The organism is Streptomyces sp. NBC_00223, from assembly GCF_036199905.1.
Lineage (GTDB): Bacteria > Actinomycetota > Actinomycetes > Streptomycetales > Streptomycetaceae > Actinacidiphila.
In genome coordinates this window covers 2,554,313-2,569,618 of the sequence record NZ_CP108109.1, presented here as the reverse complement: position 1 = coordinate 2,569,618, position 15,306 = coordinate 2,554,313, and the positions used below count along the sequence as shown (strand labels likewise).

12 protein-coding genes are annotated in these 15,306 nt (G+C 74.0%); 1 reads left to right on the top strand and 11 read right to left on the bottom strand.

The genetic code is table 11. The features are described from left to right. Positions 1-14 precede the first annotated feature (14 nt). Positions 15-419 carry a globin gene (locus tag OHA30_RS10720; protein WP_328913586.1) on the bottom strand — a complete coding sequence of 135 codons (405 nt, stop codon included), beginning with the start codon at positions 417-419 and terminating at the stop codon, positions 15-17. A 73-nt stretch (positions 420-492) separates the two neighbouring features. On the opposite strand from OHA30_RS10720, the gene OHA30_RS10715 reads away from it, so the two are divergent. Further along, on the top strand, positions 493-1,362 hold the full coding sequence (locus OHA30_RS10715; RefSeq protein ID WP_405785622.1) for a methyltransferase domain-containing protein: 870 nt from the start codon (positions 493-495) through the stop codon (positions 1,360-1,362). 208 nt (positions 1,363-1,570) lie between these two features. Here the strand turns inward: OHA30_RS10715 and OHA30_RS10710 are convergent, their stop codons facing one another. From OHA30_RS10710 to OHA30_RS10665, 10 genes are all read right to left on the bottom strand, one after another. Further along, the gene (locus OHA30_RS10710; protein WP_328913585.1) at positions 1,571-2,551 is read right to left on the bottom strand and encodes an FHA domain-containing protein; all 981 of its coding nucleotides are present in this window, start codon (positions 2,549-2,551) and stop codon (positions 1,571-1,573) included. A 77-nt stretch (positions 2,552-2,628) separates the two neighbouring features. Further along, a complete protein-coding gene (locus OHA30_RS10705; RefSeq protein ID WP_328913584.1) occupies positions 2,629-3,957 on the bottom strand; it encodes a vWA domain-containing protein in 1,329 nt (442 codons plus the stop codon). 66 nt (positions 3,958-4,023) lie between these two features. Further along, positions 4,024-5,229 carry a protein phosphatase 2C domain-containing protein gene (locus tag OHA30_RS10700; RefSeq protein ID WP_328913583.1) on the bottom strand — a complete coding sequence of 402 codons (1,206 nt, stop codon included), beginning with the start codon at positions 5,227-5,229 and terminating at the stop codon, positions 4,024-4,026. A 4-nt stretch (positions 5,230-5,233) separates the two neighbouring features. Beyond that, on the bottom strand, positions 5,234-7,708 hold the full coding sequence (locus OHA30_RS10695; RefSeq protein WP_328917814.1) for a serine/threonine-protein kinase: 2,475 nt from the start codon (positions 7,706-7,708) through the stop codon (positions 5,234-5,236). Between the two features lie 174 nt (positions 7,709-7,882). Next, complete coding sequence (locus OHA30_RS10690) at positions 7,883-9,172, bottom strand: hypothetical protein (RefSeq protein ID WP_328913582.1); 1,290 nt, start codon at positions 9,170-9,172, stop codon at positions 7,883-7,885. A gap of 147 nt (positions 9,173-9,319) precedes the next feature. Next, positions 9,320-10,321 (bottom strand): glutamate ABC transporter substrate-binding protein, encoded by a 1,002-nt coding sequence (locus OHA30_RS10685; protein ID WP_328913581.1) that lies wholly within the window; start codon positions 10,319-10,321, stop codon positions 9,320-9,322. 44 nt (positions 10,322-10,365) lie between these two features. Next, positions 10,366-11,778, bottom strand: coding sequence for a hypothetical protein (locus tag OHA30_RS10680; protein ID WP_405785623.1), 1,413 nt, complete (start codon positions 11,776-11,778; stop codon positions 10,366-10,368). 306 nt (positions 11,779-12,084) lie between these two features. After that, positions 12,085-13,149, bottom strand: coding sequence for an N-acetylglucosamine kinase (locus OHA30_RS10675; protein ID WP_328913580.1), 1,065 nt, complete (start codon positions 13,147-13,149; stop codon positions 12,085-12,087). After that, positions 13,140-14,402: a 6-phospho-beta-glucosidase gene (locus OHA30_RS10670; RefSeq protein WP_328913579.1), complete on the bottom strand. Its 1,263-nt coding sequence runs from the start codon at positions 14,400-14,402 to the stop codon at positions 13,140-13,142. The genes OHA30_RS10675 and OHA30_RS10670 overlap by 10 nt, the downstream gene beginning before the upstream one ends. Then, the gene (locus OHA30_RS10665; protein WP_328913578.1) at positions 14,399-15,304 is read right to left on the bottom strand and encodes a carbohydrate ABC transporter permease; all 906 of its coding nucleotides are present in this window, start codon (positions 15,302-15,304) and stop codon (positions 14,399-14,401) included. The genes OHA30_RS10670 and OHA30_RS10665 overlap by 4 nt, the downstream gene beginning before the upstream one ends. Positions 15,305-15,306: the final 2 nt, after the last annotated feature.

Sequence of the window (15,306 nt, the reverse complement as noted above, 5' to 3'; positions counted from 1 at the left end):
CACGGGCGGGCGGGTCAGCCCGGGGTGTTGACCATCGAGGCCGCCGCGTACACGAGGTAGTCCCACAGCTGCTGCTCGTGTGCGGGGTCGAGCGCCAGTTCGTCCACGGCGTCGCGCATGTGGCGCAGCCAGGCGTCGTGCGCGGCCCGGTCGACCGTGAACGGCACGTGCCGCATCCGCAGCCGGGGGTGGCCGCGCTGCTCGCTGTAGGTGCGCGGGCCTCCCCAGTACTGCATGAGGAAGAGGGTCAGCCGCTCCTCGGCCGGGCCCAGGTCCTCCTCGGGGTACATCGCGCGCAGCTCGGGGTCGTCCGCGACGCCCTGGTAGAAGCGGTGCACCAGTCGGCGGAAGGTTTCCTCGCCGCCGACGAGGTCGTAGAACGTCTCCTGTTGCAGTGCGCCGCGCGGGGTCTCAGTCACCCCTCCATGGTCGCAGACGCGCCGACCGAGGTCCCCGGTCGTAGGACCGGGCCCGCTGACGCACGATGGAGGCATGGCGGAGTCGGGTCGCGAGGAGCGGTACCGGGCGGCGGCGAGGGTGCTGCGCGGCCGGATGGTGCGCCGGATCGTCGCGGGCGGCGGGCTGACCGACCCGGCCTGGCGGGCCGCCTTCGCGGAGGTGCCCAGGCATCTGTTCGTACTTGACTACGACCGCCCCGAGGACGCCCCCGACGTCCGCGACGGGCTGCGCAGGCTGGCGGGCGCCTACTCGGACCAGCCGATCGCCACCCGCGTGGTCGGCGGCGAACTGGTCTCCTCCAGCAGCCAGCCGTCCCTGATGGCCCTGATGTGCGAGGCACTGGACGTAGGGGAAGGCGGGCGGGTGCTGGAGATCGGCGCGGGCACCGGCTACAACGCGGCGCTGCTCGCCCATCGGCTCGGCCCGGACACGGTCACCACCGTGGACCTCGAACCGGAGATCACCGACGCGGCCCGCGCGCACCTGGAGGCGTACGGCACACCCGCCGCCCGCTCGGTCGCCGTGGTCACGGGGGACGGCGCCCTCGGACACCCGCCGCGCGCGCCGTACGACCGGATCATGGCGACCTGCGAGCTGCCGGCGATCCCGCCGGCCTGGCTGGAGCAGGTACGGCCGGGCGGGCTGGCCCTGGTGCCCTTCGCGACCGGTCTTGTCGCGCTGACCGTGCACGGGCCGGGCCGGGCGGAGGGCCGCTTCCTGCACACGCCCGCGTACTTCGTACCGCTGCGCGGCGCGTCCGCGTCGCCGGACCCGGTGGGCCACGGGTTCTTCCGCAGCGGCCGCGCGGACCGCGTCCGTTACGGCCTCACCGTGGACGGCCCCCGCCAGTGGATCTGGCTCGACGACCCGGAAGGCCCGGACACCTGGCCGGTGACCGGCTGACCCACGGCCCCGCGCCGGGCAACCGTCGCCCGCAGCCGGGCCGCGCCCGCAAGCCCGCGCGCCGGGCAACCGTAGCCCGCAGCCGGGCCGCGCCCCCGCAAGCCCCCGCGCCGGGCAACCGCCGACCGGACGGGCCCCGCCACCCGCGCCCCCGAAAGCCCCCGCGCAAGCCCCGCCACTCGGACCGGCCCCCCGCCGGAGGCGCCCCTCAGGCCCGCCTGATCCTGATCGTCGTCCACGCCCCCACGTGCACCCGGTCGCCCTCGTCCAGCGGCACCGGCGTGTACGGGCGGATCGGGTCCTCGCCGAGGTTGACCGTGGTGCCGTTGGTGGAGTCCTGGTCGACCACCGCCCAGCCGCCCTCCGGCTGCCGCACCAGCACGGCGTGCTGGTGCGAGACCCCCGGGTCCTCGGGGGAGCGGGACAGGTCGATGTCGGGTGCCTCGCCGGTGCTGTGTCTGCGGCGGCCGATGGTGATCCGGTTGCCGGTCAGCGGGAGTTCGATCTCGGGGGAGAAGGCCGGGAAGTACAGGCCCTGCGCGTCCGGGCCGCTGCGGGCCATCATCGCGGTGAAGTAGTCGCGGTCGGCGCCGACCACGGCGACCCACGTGGTGCCCCGGCCGGCGGCGGGCACCACCGTGGGATCGGCCACGTGGGCGCCGAGCACCGACGTGGGCGCGGCGGACACCGGCGCGGCCGGCGGCTGCGGCGGTACGGCCGCCGGCTTGACCGGGGCCGACGGCGGGTCCAGCAGGAAGTCCCCCGACCCCGAGGTGACCGTCACCGACTCCGAGGGCACCGGCTCGGCGGGCCGGTTGATCTGCGAGGGCCGGGAGCGCTGCGACTCGAACCGCTGGTACGGCGGAAAGCCCGGCGGCGGTACGGGCGGCGAGGCCGGTACGACCGTCGCCGAGTGCGTCCGGAAGTTGTAGCGGCACTCCTCGCAGAAGAGCGCCGCGCCCTCCCTCGGAGTGCCGCACTGCGGGCACAGCTCCGCCACCGAGGTCGCGTCGGGGTCGTAGCCGGGCGCGGCCGAGGAGGGCGGCGCCGAGACCGGTGAGGCCGAGGACGACGAGGCGGACGACGGCGGCCGCGTCCCGTACGTCGACGGGGGCGGCGCCATCCGCATGCCGCAGACCTCGCACCAGTCGTCGGTGCCTGACTGATGGCCGTTCGGACAAATCGGCATCGTGCCGGCTCCCCCTCCGCCCGCCGGGGCGGCTCCAAGGTCGTGCGCGAGTGCCGCGGGCACCGCGTGCCCGACGGCTACTTCTTCACGCGTACGGTCTTCGTCGACCGTGTCTCCAGGGTCATCGCGTCGGCGTCGGCGACCGCCTGCTTGAGCTTCACATTACCGTTCGCCGCGTCCACCACGTCGACGACCTTTGCCAGCAGCTTGGCGGTGTCCTCGTTGCCGGAGACGTTCGCCAGCTGCACCGCGCGGCCCAGCTTGGCCGTGGCGCTGTCCAGGTCACCGGCCTTGCGGGCGTCCAGGCCCTGCTGGATGACCTGGGCCAGCTCGGCCTGCCCGGTGTAGTGCGCGACCTGCGGGCTGATCCGCGTCGAGGCCACCATGTCGTCGGTCCACACCGCCCGTACCAGGCCCTGCGCGAGGACCTGCGAGGTGCCGTCGGGCTGCGGCAGCACCAGCGACAGCCGCGCGGCGAGCATCTCCTGCCCGATGCCGGCCGGGGGCACCCGGACGCTCACGTGGTAGTCGCGGGACTCGTCGCCCCACGAGCCCGTCGGGTAGTCGCCCGCCCTCGGACCGGCCTCGGTGCGGCGCGCGGTGAGGTCCTCGACGGTCGGCGCGACCTGCTTGACGAAGGTGATCCCGGAGCCCTGCGGGGTCCACAGCCGCAGCGCGACATCCGCGACCTCCTTGCCCATCGCGTTCTCCATCATCGACCGGAAGTCGGCCGCCAGGCCCGCCGGGTCGGCGACGATGTCGACCGAGCCGAGCAGCGCCGAGGCGATCCCGGTCAGCTCCTTGACCTCCCAGTCGGTGCCCACACCGCGCGCGTCACAGGTGAAGCGGCCCGCGGTGGCGTCCAGCGCGGCCCGCAGGTCCTCGGGCTTCTCGTGCTCGTTGCGGCCGTCGGTGAGCAGGATGCCGTGCCGTATCGGCACGTCGGCGGAGGCCAGCAGCCGGTCGGCGAGCCGCAGCCAGGTGCCGATGGCGGTACCGCCGCCCGCGGTGAGCTTGCGCAGCGCCAGCTTGGCCTGGGCCCGGGTGGCGTCGTCGGCGACGGCCAGCCCGCCGCCGCCCGGATAGACCTCGCGGGCCTGGTGGGTGCCCGCGACCACCGCGAAGGCGACGCCGTCGCGGATGGTGTCGATGGCGACGGCGGTGGCGTCCCGGGCGTTGCGCATCTTCGTCGGCGGATACTCCATCGAGCCCGAGCAGTCGACCATGATCACCACGCCCGCGCCCCCGACGGCCGGCCCCGGCAGCGGCCGCCCGCCCGAGGTGCCGCCACCGGTCGAGGTCACCGTGACGATCGCGTTGACATCGCGGCCGCCCTCGGGCAGGAACGCGTTCTGATACACGTCGACCGAGAACTGCGGCACATTCGACTTGGAAAGAATCGGCATCGCTTCTGCGCTCCTTAAAGCCCTCTCACAGCCCCGCCCCGCTTCGGCGGGAAGCCCCGGCGGGGGCTAGGCGGGTGGGAATCCTGCCCGGGCCGCGGTGGCCGGGAACGGCAGCACCGCGACCGTTACGTTGTCGTGGCCGCCGCCGTCCAGCGCCATCCCCAGCAGGGCGCGGGCGCTGTGCAGCGGCCGGGTACGGGCGTCGGCGGGCACGGCCTCGGCCATCTCCGCCGGCGACTCGGCGTAGTTCCACAGCCCGTCGGTGCACACCACGATCACCCCGGGGCCGTCCGGCTGGAAGGCCGCCACATGCGGATCGACCTCCACCGCGTCCGCGCCCAGCCAGCCGGTGATCGCGTGCGCCCGCTCGTCGGCGTACGCCTCCGCCTCGCTCATCAGCCCGGCCGAGACCATCCGCGCCGCCCAGGAGTCGTCCTCGGTCAGCCGCGCGGCGGGCAGCGCCCGGTCGTCGGGGATCCAGTACGCCCGGCTGTCTCCGATCCAGCCGACGGTGAACACCGGGCCGGTCACGACGGCGCTGACGCAGGTGCAGGCCGGGGCGTTGTGGTGCGGCGGGCTGCCGGGGGCGTCCTCCTCGTCGGCGAGCGCGGTCACCGCGTCGAAGGCGGCCATCAGCGCGCCGCGCATCGCCTCCTCGGCGCTCACGCCGCGCTCCAGGGCGCTCAGCAGCCAGTCGCCGCCCGCGGCGGCGGCCGCGGCCGAGGCGTCGTCCGGGCGGTAGGCGGTGGAGACGCCGTCGCAGACCACGGCGGCGAGCGCGTGCCCGCCGTCGGGGAGCGCGGCGCGGGACAGCGTGAAGGCGTCCTCGTTGCGGTGGTGGCGCAGCCCCCGGTCGCTGACCGCCCCGGCGCCCGCCAGCTCCTGCTCCTGGTGGTCGCGCTGCCGGGGCTGGGCGTGGCCGCAGTGCTCGCAGTAGCCGTCGTCGTCCACCCCGCCGACGCCGCACGCGACGCAGACGGGCCCGCCGGCTTCGGCCGCGCCCGCGCCCGCGCTCAGCACGAGGGTGTCGCCGCCCGCGGCCAGCGGCGGGGCGAGCACGAAGGAACTGGTCGAGTCGGCGTCGTCGGCGCCGCTGTCGGCAGGGGTGTCCGCGCGCGGTCCGGCCGGGCCCGGGGGAGCGGCCGTCGGGGGAGCCACGGAGGCCCCCAGATCCTGGCCGCAGCGCCCGCAGAAGCGGTCGTCGTGTTCCAGCGGCTCCGCGCAGGCGGGACACGTGTGCCCCGAAGGCGCGGACTCGGGCAGTGGTGGCATCTTGTTACACCCACGTCCGGGGGCGGAAGCGGTTGGCGCGCTCCACCAGTTCGATCCTCGTACTGCCCTGCTGGGCCAGCCGGGCCAGCACCCGGTACGCGCGCTCCAGCCCGAAGCGCAGCTCGCGTTCATCCAGTTGGGCGCCGAGCAGACGCGGCGCGCCGGCCGACGGGGGCTGTCCCGCCCGCCCCGCGAGCACCCAGTCCAGGGCGCCGCCCAGCACCTCCGTGGCCAGCGTCTCGCGCCGGTCGGGGTCGAGCCCCTGCCGTTGCAGATCCTCCACCTGCTGGGCGGCGGCGTGCAGATCGGGCAGCAGCGGCTCGTTCGGCGCCCGGTCGCGCAGCCGCGATCTGACCGCCGCGACCCGCGCGGCCGTGTAGTGGATGGACGACTCGGGCACCGACTCCAGCGCCCGTACCGCGCCCGGCCGGTCGCCCGACCGCAGCAGCACCCGGGCCAGCCCGAACGCCGCGCTCACATAGCTGTGGTCGGTCGTCCACACCAGCCGGTAGTACTCGGCCGCGTTGTCCAGCTGGCCCAGCACCTCGGCGCAGACGCCCAGCGCCAGCTTCGGCGCGGGTTCGCCCGGGAAGGCGTCGTAGACCGCGTCGAAGCTGAGCGCCGCCGTCTCGTGGTCGCCCGCGCACAGCCCGGCCAGACCCCGGTGCCAGACCACCCGCCAGTCCTCCAGCTCGTCGTCGGCCAGCGACCGCAGCACCTGTCCGGCGCCCGCGGTGTCGCCCAGCTCCAGCAGGGCCCGCAGCTCGCGCAGCCGCTTCTCGACCGAGTCGACCGGCGCCGACCGCAGCGCCGCGACCAGTTCGACGGGCGCGGCGGCCGAAAGACCCGCGAGGAAGCCCGCGTTGGGGTCCCCGGGATCGACATGCGGTACGGGCAGGGCGAGTACGGCCGCCGCCGCGTCGAGCCGGGAGACGACCGGCGTGGACGGGCCCCAGCCGGCCCCCGGGCCGGCGCCGGCCGGGAGGGCCGGGGCCGGCGCGCCGCCGCGCCCGAGGGCCTTCCGCCCAGGCGCGCGGTTCGCGCCGAGCGCCGAGGCGTCACCGGCCGGCGGCCGGACCAGCTCGGTGTCCACGACCCGCAGTTCGGGACCGAAGAGGGTGGAAAGGGCCGGTCGGGGCTGGCCCGACTCCAGGGCGACGACCTCGCGCAGCACCCCCAGCAGCTGGTCCGACATCTCCTCGGCGGACGCGAACCGCTTGCCCGGGTCGGGGTCGGTGGCCCGCACCAGCAGCCGGTAGAAGGACTCGTACCGCGAGAACACCTCGATGTTGCCCGGGTCGGGCAGGCTGTCCACGAACACGTTCGTGTAGCCCTGGAAGTCGAAGGTCAGCACGGCCAGGGTGCGGGCGACCGTGTAGAGGTCGGAGGCGACCGACGGGCCGACCTCGGCGACCTCCGGCGCCTGGTAGCCGACCGTGCCGTAGATCGCCGACTCGGCGTCGTCCATCCGGCGGACCGCGCCCATGTCGATGAGTTCGAGCCGGTCCTCGGTCTGGATCGCGTTGTCCACCTTGAAGTCGCAGTAGAGCAGGTTGCGGCTGTGCAGATGGCCCAGGGCCTCCAGCGCCTCGATGGCGAAGGCGATGGCCTGCGCGACCGGCAGCGGGGACCGCTTGCCGTCGGGCGTACGGCGCTCGTTGGCGATCTCCTTGAGCGACTTGCCGCCGACGTAGGCCATCACTATGTAGCCGTCGAGCGTGCCCGTGCGCTGGTCGAGGTGCTCGACGAAGTTGTAGATCCGCACGATGTTGGGGTGCTCGATCTCCGCCAGGAACCGCCGCTCGGAGACCGCCGCGGCCAGCGCGTCCTCGTCCCCGGTGTCCAGCAGGCCCTTGAGCACCACCCAGCGGTCGGAGACCGCGCGGTCCACCGCCAGATAGATCCAGCCGAGCCCGCCGTGCGCCAGGCACCCCACCACGTCGTACTGCCCGTGCACCACGTCGCCGGACCGCAGCTTGGGCGTGAAGGAGTACGGGTGCCCGCACTTGGTGCAGTAGCCCTCGGTACGGCCCGGCCGGTCGCCGCGACTGCGGCCCACTGGGGCGCCGCAGTCGCTCCTGCTGCAGTACCGCTTGCGCTCGGGCACCTCGGGGTTGGCCAGTACCGCGGCCTGCGGATCGGGCCGAGGCACCGGCGGTACGGCCACCAGGCCCGCGCCCAGCTTGCCGCGCGAGGGGCCGCTGCCGCTGCCGCGGGTGCTGCGCACCGACACCGAACGGCCGGTCGAGGCCCCGGCCAGCGACTGGGACAGCCGCCCGGAGACCGAACGGCGGGACGCCTGCGAGGTGGACCGCGACGAACGCGAGGACCGGCTCGAACCGCTGGACCGCCCGGAGTCCGCGCCGGAGCGGGCCGACGGTACGGCCGGTGCCGGTGCCGGTGCCGGTGCCACGGCCACCGCGGCGGCCGGCAGCGGGGCGAGACCGCAGGTGTCGCAGTACAGCTCGCCGCCGCCCATGTCCTCCAAGGTCCCGTCACAGCCGGGCCGTTGGCACTTGCTCACGGTCTCCCCCTCAGCCTTCCCCTGCCGAACCGCTGGTCCTGCCCGTCACGCCGGTTTCCGTCGCGCCGATCCCCGGCCCGCCCATGACCCCGCCCATGACCCGGCTCGTGTCCATGCCGCCGGCGCCCTTCACGCGGGCCCCCGGCGGTCCATCGGCGCGCGCGGCGTGCCGAGGTCCGCGACCGCCTGCTGATAGCGCCGTACCGTGCGCTCCGCGGCGGCCAGGTCGCAGGGCGCGCTCCACAGCAGCCGCCGCGCCTGGTCGTACCGCTCGATGAGCACCGGGTCCTCGGCCAGGCCCAGCCGGGCCACCTTCGCCCGGTAGGCGTCCAGCCGGCCGCGCAGCTCGGCCCGTACCGCCAGCGGCGCGGTCACCGCGGTCAGCGAGTCCCTGGCCCGCAGCAGCTCGTCGTCCGCGTCCTCCTCCAGGCTGTCCAGCAGCGGGGACAGCCGGTGCCACCGGGTGTCCCGGGCGAACTCCTCGGCCGCCGCGAGCCGTTCGTGCAGCGCCGCCGCCGGACCGCTCACCGCGGGCACGTCCGAGGCGAGGATCTTCGACAGCACCTCGACCCGGGCGCTGCGCGCCTCGGTCAGGGTGCGGTCCGCCCGCGAGAGCACATCGCGCAGCCGCTTGAGCCGGTGCTCGGCGTCGTCCCGCACATGCAGCACGGCCTCCACCTCGCGGCGGATGTCCTCCAGCCGCCGGCCCGCCTCCTCGTAGCGCGAGGTGTCCGGGCGGCCGGGCGCCGGCTCGGCCCGCCAGAAGGCCAGCGGATCGGAGACGGTCCGCTCCCGCAGCGCCGTCAACTCCCCGATCAGCTGCTCCAGATCGTCCCCGGCCGGATGCGCGCCCGGCCGCACCCCCACCGAGTGGGCCAGCGAGCGCACCCGCTGGGTCTCGGCGGCCAGCAGATCTATCCGGGCGGGCAGCGCCGACCAGACGGAGTCGGCGGCCGAGACGGTCTCCATGGCCTGGTCGTACCAGGTGTTCATCCGCCGCAGCACCTCCTCCAGACTCAACCGCTCGGTCAGCCGGGCCGGACCGGTCAGCGAGCGGGCGCCGTCCGGCAGGTCCGCGCCCGAGACCGTGACACCCTCGCCGCGCAACAGCTCGGTGAGCCGGCCCAGTTCGGTCTGGGTCGGCCAGCGGCGGCGGGCCCGCAGCTCACGGGCGCCGTTCAGGGCGTCGGTGTACGCCTCGAAGTGCGTCCACAGCGCGGTGATCGCCGTGTCGGTCGCCGCCCAGCGCTCCTTGGTGACACCGGTCAGCTCCGCGCCTTCGAGCAGCCTGCGGCCCGAGTGGTCCTGGAGGGCGAGCAGCGACGACTCGACGGCCTCGTGCTCGGCGCCGAGCCGCGCCAGAGCACGGTCCACGTCCTCCCGGCCCATCACCGGTCCGGCTGGTCCCGCGACCGCCATCACACCCTCTTCCCGTGCGTCCGTCGTCCGCTGCTGCCACGGCTCCTACGTGTTCCACGCCTTCCGCGTCCGGTACGTCTCGCGTCACGTGTGCTGCGTACCGCTGTGTGTTCACCCTTGTGCCGGTGCTCACCTGTACGTCGGTGTTCACTTGTACTTCGGCTCGGGCGGCCCGCCGATCCCCGGCAGATCCGCGGCGAGCCACTTGTCGTAACTGCGCATCCACGGGCTCGTGGAACCGCCCGCCCGGTAGGCGTTCAGCACCTGATTGACCCTGCGTACCAGATCCTGGTCCGCGAGGTTCATGGCCACACCGTACGGCTCCTCGGTGACCGGTTCGCCCACCAGATGCACCGACGGGTCCTGCGCGGCCTGCCCCGCGGCCAGCGCGTTGTCGGTGAACACCGCGTCGGCCAGGCCGAGTTGGAGCCGCACCAGACAGTCCAGCTGATTGGGTACGGTGATGTACTTCGCGCCGAGTGACGCGGCGCCCTTCTCCTTGTCCTTCAGCCTGGCCTCACCGGTCGAACCGGTCGCCGTGCAGATCGTCCGGCCCTTGAGCGAACGGTCGTAGCCCGTGACGGCCGAGGACCTGGGGGCCAGGATCTGCTGCCCGGCCTCGAAGTACGCGGTGGAGAAGGCGACTTCCTTGATCCGCTCGCAGTTGACGGTCATCGTGCGGACCACCATGTCGACCTTGTGCTGCTGGATCATGGCGACGCGCTGGGCGGTCGGCACGGTCAGATACTGCACCTTGGACGGGTCGCCGAGGATGTCCTGCGCGATGGCCCGCACGATGTCGATGTCGAAACCGGCGATCCGGCCCGTCGCCGGGTCGCGGAAGCCCCACAGATAGCTGTTCTGGTCCACCCCGACCACCAGCCGGTCGCGGTCCCTGATGCGCTGCACCGCCGCGCCGTCCGTCGTACCCGACGCCGGGTCGAGACTGGCCTCCGGGTCCCGGCAACTGTCCTGCTTGTCAAGCGAGTCCAGCGCCGACGCGTAGTTCGCCCGCGTCGTCGAGGACCCGGAGCTCCCCGGCGTCGCGCCCCCGTGATCGCCCAGCGGGGTCAGCGCCGCGGTGACGGCCAGCGCGCAGGCCGCCGCCATCGCCGCGACCCCGCCCCACCCGCGCAGTCCGGCGCCCATCGCAACTCCCCTCCGGGGTCCACCCGTTCCGTTCCGCACGCCGCTCACCGGTACTCCGAAAGACGGCGCCCGATGCCGAGCAGCGCGCCCGCCGCCGCCAGCACGGCCAGCAGCCCGGCGCCGTACGGCAGCAGCGACAGCGCGCCCCGGCCGCTGTTCGCGGCCTTGCGGAACTCGTCCTGCTCGTGCCCGACCGCCTGCTCCAGGCTCGCGTCGACCTTGTCGAAGCACTGCCCGGTCGTCTCGGTCACCGTCCTGCCGTGGCTGTCCTTGCCGCCGATCACCTCGGCGACCGCCGTGGTGTAGTCCCCGCCGTCGTCACTGGCCCGGGCCGTGGTGTGCCGGCCGCGCCAGGCCCGCACCCCCTGGATCGCGGCGTTCACCGGGGCCCGGCCCGCCTCGTTGTCGGCCAGCGCCAGCGCCTGCGCCAGCTCACCGCCCACACCCTTGGGGTCCTCGCCCGCCAGATCCGTCATGCCCTTGGCGAAGTTGGTCTCGTACGAGTCACCGGAACCGCGCGCCACCAGCGTCAGATTCTCGTCACCGCGGGCCTGGAGCACCCCGATCCGCGCGTTGTTGAGCACCTGCATCGACTTCGCGCCGTGCGCGTACGAGTCGGACAGCTGGCTGCGGGCCAGCGTGTGCCCGGCCACCAGCCACAGCAGGACCACCGCGCAGGCCGCGCTGGCGGCCAGCAGACCCTGGTTGAACACCCGGTTGGTACGCCGGTAGTGCCGCCGCTGCGCCCACACCAGCGCGCCCAGCGCGAGCAGACCCAGCGCCCAGGCCGCGTACGGCAGCGCCTTCGCCCGGCCGTAGTCGTGGCCCAGCCGCTCGGTCTCCGCCTGGTAGAGCTTGTCGGCCGCGTCCAGCAGACCGCCGTCCATCCGCATCTGCTCGTCGGCGTACCGCAGATACGCGCCGCCCAGCGGCAGGCCCTGCCGGTTGTCGGCCTGGGCGGTCGCCACCCACTGGGTGTAGGAGGGCAGTTGGCGGTTGAGCGAGGCGATCTGCTCGGCGGCCTCGGCGGAGCCCTGGCTGTTCGCCGCGGCCTCCGTGATCAGCCTCGCGGCGGTGTCGATGTCCTTCTGGTACCGGTCCGAGGCGCTCTTCGGCTCCTGACCGCCGACCAGGAAGCCGCCCGCGACGGTCGCGTCGGCGTCCGCGAGGGAGCGGTAGATCTCGGCGGCCTTCGCGCTCAGCGGCTCGCTGTGGTGCACGACGTTGTCCGCGGCGGCCGCGCGGTCGGCGACCTGCCACGCGGTGACCGCGCCGAACGCCACGACCAGGACCGCGAGCACGGCACCGATCAGACGCAGCCGGCCCGGCTCGGTGGTGGCCGCGGCGCGCAGCCGCTCGGCCGACTCCACCCAGGCCCGGCGGCGCGCCCCGCGCTGTTCGGGCAGCGCGACGGCCGGCCCCTGTATGTCCGGGCCCCCTGTCGGCGTATGCGTCACATACCCTCCCCCACCACCGAACCACCGCGTCCGCGGAAGTCACGCTCTCAGCGAGCAGTATGGCTGCCGCCGGCCGCAACACTCCACACCGGTTCGGCGATGCGGTGCGGCCCCCACCCGCCACCACGCCGCGCGCACCCGCGCGGTTCCCCGCCCGCGCCCCGAATGTCCCGCACGCGGTCGCGCCGCCACCCGGAGGGCGGCGGGTGGCGGCGCGGGCCGTACGGCGGACGCGCGGGGCGGGCCCGGCGACCGCGCGCAAGCCCCCGCCGGCGGCCCGGGGGAGCGGGCCGGGCCGGAAGGGGCCTACGCGTAGTGGGCGCGCAGCGCCGCGTGCGCGGCCGGCGGCGCCGCCGTGTGGTCGAGGCCCAGCAGCGCGGCGCCCAGCACCGGCGGCGCCGTCACCACATGGGGACGGGCCTTCGGCGCCCGAGCCGCCAGCCGCTCGGTCACCGCCGCCATCAGATACGGGTTCCGCGCCGCCATCACCCCGCCGCCGAGCACGACGTCCGCCGGCTCCTCCAGCAGCCCGAGCCGGCCCAGCGCGACCGACGCCAGCGCCACGATCTCCTCGGCCTGCCGGTCGAGAATCGACCTGGCCACCGCGTCCCCGGCGTCCGAGGCCGCGAAGAGCACCGGCGTCAGCTCGTATCTGCGGGCCGCCGGTATGCGCTCCAGATGCAGCGCCTCGATGAGCCCGTACATCGAGTCAAGACCGAAGTGCGCCGGCAGCGCCGTCGCCAGCGCGGTCGGCTCACCGCGCCCGTCCTCCGCGCGGGCGGCGAACCACAGGGCCTCCTCCGCGAGGCCCGAACCGCCGCCCCAGTCACCGGAGATCTTCCCGATGGCCGGGAAGCGCGCGGTACGCCCGTCCGGCAGCATGCCGACGCAGTTGATCCCCGCGCCGCACACCACCGCGACGCCCCGAGGCTCGTCCACCCCCGCCCGCAGTATCGCGAACGTGTCGTTGGCGACCCATGTCGTACGCGCCCAGCCGCGCGCGTGCACGGCCTGCTGGAGCTGCTCCTCCTCGACCGGCAGATCCGCGTTGGCCAGGCACGCCGAGGTGTGCTCGACCAGCGGCCGGCCGCCGCCCGCGGGCAGCCCCGCGTCGGCGGCCGCGCGCGCGACGATGCGGGCGACCTCCCCGACGGCCGTGTCGATCCCGACGACCGGCGGCTGGAACCCGCCGCCGCGGGCGGTGCCGAGCACCGTCCCGTCGGCGGCGACCAGCGCGACGTCGGTCTTGCTGTTGCCCGCGTCGACGGCGAGGACACCGCCGGGTACGAGCGGTTCCGGCTCGCTCGCGGGCGGGCGGCCCTGATGGGGATCGCTCCCGGGCGGGCGGCCCGGGGGGAGAGTCACGCCCACGCCAGGTGCTCCCGGTTGTGGGCGATCAGACGGTCGGTCAGCGCCTCCGCGTACTCGAACTGCCCGACCAGCGGGTGCGCCAGCAGCGCCTTGAACACCCGGTCCCGGCCGCCGCGCAGTGCCGCCTCCAGGGCCAGGTCCTCGTACGCCGTCACGTTCGCGATCAGCCCCGCGTACAGCGGGTCGAGCGGCGCGACCGGCAGCGGCGCGGTGCCGGTGCCGTCCACCACGGCCGGCACCTCGATCACCGCGTCGTCCGCGAGGAACGGCAGGGTGCCGTTGTTGTACGTGTTGACGACCTGGACGTCGCCGGTGTTCCGCAGCAGCGAGGAGGCCAGGGCCACCGCCGCCTCGGAGTAGAAGGCGCCGCCGCGCTTGGACAGCAGCTCCGGCTTCTCGTCGAGCGCCGGGTCGCCGTACATCTCCAGCAGCTGCTTCTCCATCGCGGCGACCTCCGCGGCCCGCGACGGCTTGGTGCCCAGCTCGCGTACGACCTCGTCGTGGGCGTAGTAGTAGCGCAGGTAGTACGACGGCACGACGCCGAGCCGGTCGAGCACCGCGCGCGGCAGGTGCAGGTCCGCGGCGATGTCGTCGCCGTGGTCGGCCAGCAGCTTGGGCAGGACGTCCTCGCCGGTCGGCCCGCCCAGCCGGACCCCGCGCTCCCAGGTGAGGTGGTTGAGCCCCACGTGGTCGAGGTGCACCTGCTCGGGGGTCACGTCCAGCAGCTTGGCGAACTTGCGCTGGAAGCCGATCGCCACGTTGCACAGGCCGACCGACTTGTGCCCGGCCTGGAGCAGCGCGCGGGTGACGATGCCGACGGGGTTGGTGAAGTCGATGATCCACGCGTCGGGCGCGGCCCTGCGCACCCGCTCGGCGATGTCGAGCACGACGGGAACCGTGCGCAGCGCCTTGGCGAGGCCGCCCGCGCCGGTGGTCTCCTGGCCGACGCAGCCGCACTCCAGCGGCCATGTCTCGTCCTGGTCGCGCGCGGCCTGTCCGCCGATCCGCAGCTGGAGCAGGACGGCGTCGGCGCCCTCCACCCCCGCTTCCAGGTCGTCGGTGGTCACGATGCGCCCGGGGTGCCCCTGCTTGGCGAAGATCCGCCGGGCCAGCCCCCCGACCAGCTCCAGCCGGTCGGCGGCCGGATCGACCAGCACCAGTTCCTCGACCGGCAGCGTGTCCCGCAACCGCGCGAACCCGTCGATCAGTTCGGGTGTATACGTGGACCCACCGCCCACGACTGCCAGTTTCATCCCTTGACTCCAGTAAGGGTCACGCCTTCGATGAAGGCCTTTTGCGCGAAGAAGAAGACCACGATCACCGGGGCCATCACGAGAACGGTGGCCGCCATGGTCAGATTCCAGTTGGTGTGGTGTGCGCCCTTGAAGGACTCCAATCCGTAACTGAGGGTCCACGCCGCCGTGTTGGAGCTGGCGTAGATCTGCGGGCCGAAGTAGTCGTTCCAGCAGTAGAAGAACTGGAAGAGGGCGACCGCGGCGATGGCCGGCTTGATCATCGGGATGATGACCTTGAGCAGCGTGCGCAGTTCGCCGCAGCCGTCGACCCGGGCGGCCTCGGTGTACTCCTTCGGGATCGTCAGCAGGAACTGCCGCAGCAGGAAGATGGTGAACGCGTCGCCGAACGCCATCGGGATGATCAGCGGCCACAGCGTGCCGTCCATCCCCATCTGCTTGGTCCAGAACAGGTACATCGGGATGATGACCACCTGCGGCGGCAGCATCATCGTCGAGATCACCAGGACCATGATCAGATTACGGCCGCGGAAGCGGAACTTCGCCAGCGCGTACGCCACCGGCAGTGAGGACACCACGGTCAGCACCGTGCCGGAGACCGCGTAGACCAGGGTGTTGCGCCACCAGGTCAGAAAGCCGGGGGTGTCCCAGACCGTGCGGAAGTTGGACCAGTGCCAGGGGTGCGGCCACAGGTCGCGGGTGAGCGCCTGGTTGTCGCTCATCACCGCGGTGAGGAAGACGAAGACGAACGGCAGCACGAAGAACGCGGCCGCGGCGATCCCCAGGGAGTGCACGGCGATCCAGTGCAGCCACTCCTTGCGCCGCGCGGTGCGCCGGGCGCGCTGGTCGATGCCGGGTGCGGCGGGGGCCGGCGCGGGCGGGGCGAGAGTCGTATGGGTCATGG

Bases quoted from the DNA above. Each gene is read 5' to 3' on its own strand.
- OHA30_RS10715 (WP_405785622.1), top strand. From the start codon at position 493: ATGGCGGAGTCGGGTCGCGAGGAGCGGTACCGGGCGGCGGCGAGGGTG.
- OHA30_RS10710 (WP_328913585.1), bottom strand. From the start codon at position 2,551: ATGCCGATTTGTCCGAACGGCCATCAGTCAGGCACCGACGACTGGTGC.
- OHA30_RS10705 (WP_328913584.1), bottom strand. From the start codon at position 3,957: ATGCCGATTCTTTCCAAGTCGAATGTGCCGCAGTTCTCGGTCGACGTG.
- OHA30_RS10700 (WP_328913583.1), bottom strand. From the start codon at position 5,229: ATGCCACCACTGCCCGAGTCCGCGCCTTCGGGGCACACGTGTCCCGCC.
- OHA30_RS10695 (WP_328917814.1), bottom strand. From the start codon at position 7,708: ATGGGCGGCGGCGAGCTGTACTGCGACACCTGCGGTCTCGCCCCGCTG.
- OHA30_RS10690 (WP_328913582.1), bottom strand. From the start codon at position 9,172: ATGGCGGTCGCGGGACCAGCCGGACCGGTGATGGGCCGGGAGGACGTG.
- OHA30_RS10685 (WP_328913581.1), bottom strand. From the start codon at position 10,321: ATGGGCGCCGGACTGCGCGGGTGGGGCGGGGTCGCGGCGATGGCGGCG.
- OHA30_RS10670 (WP_328913579.1), bottom strand. From the start codon at position 14,402: ATGAAACTGGCAGTCGTGGGCGGTGGGTCCACGTATACACCCGAACTG.
- OHA30_RS10665 (WP_328913578.1), bottom strand. From the start codon at position 15,304: ATGACCCATACGACTCTCGCCCCGCCCGCGCCGGCCCCCGCCGCACCC.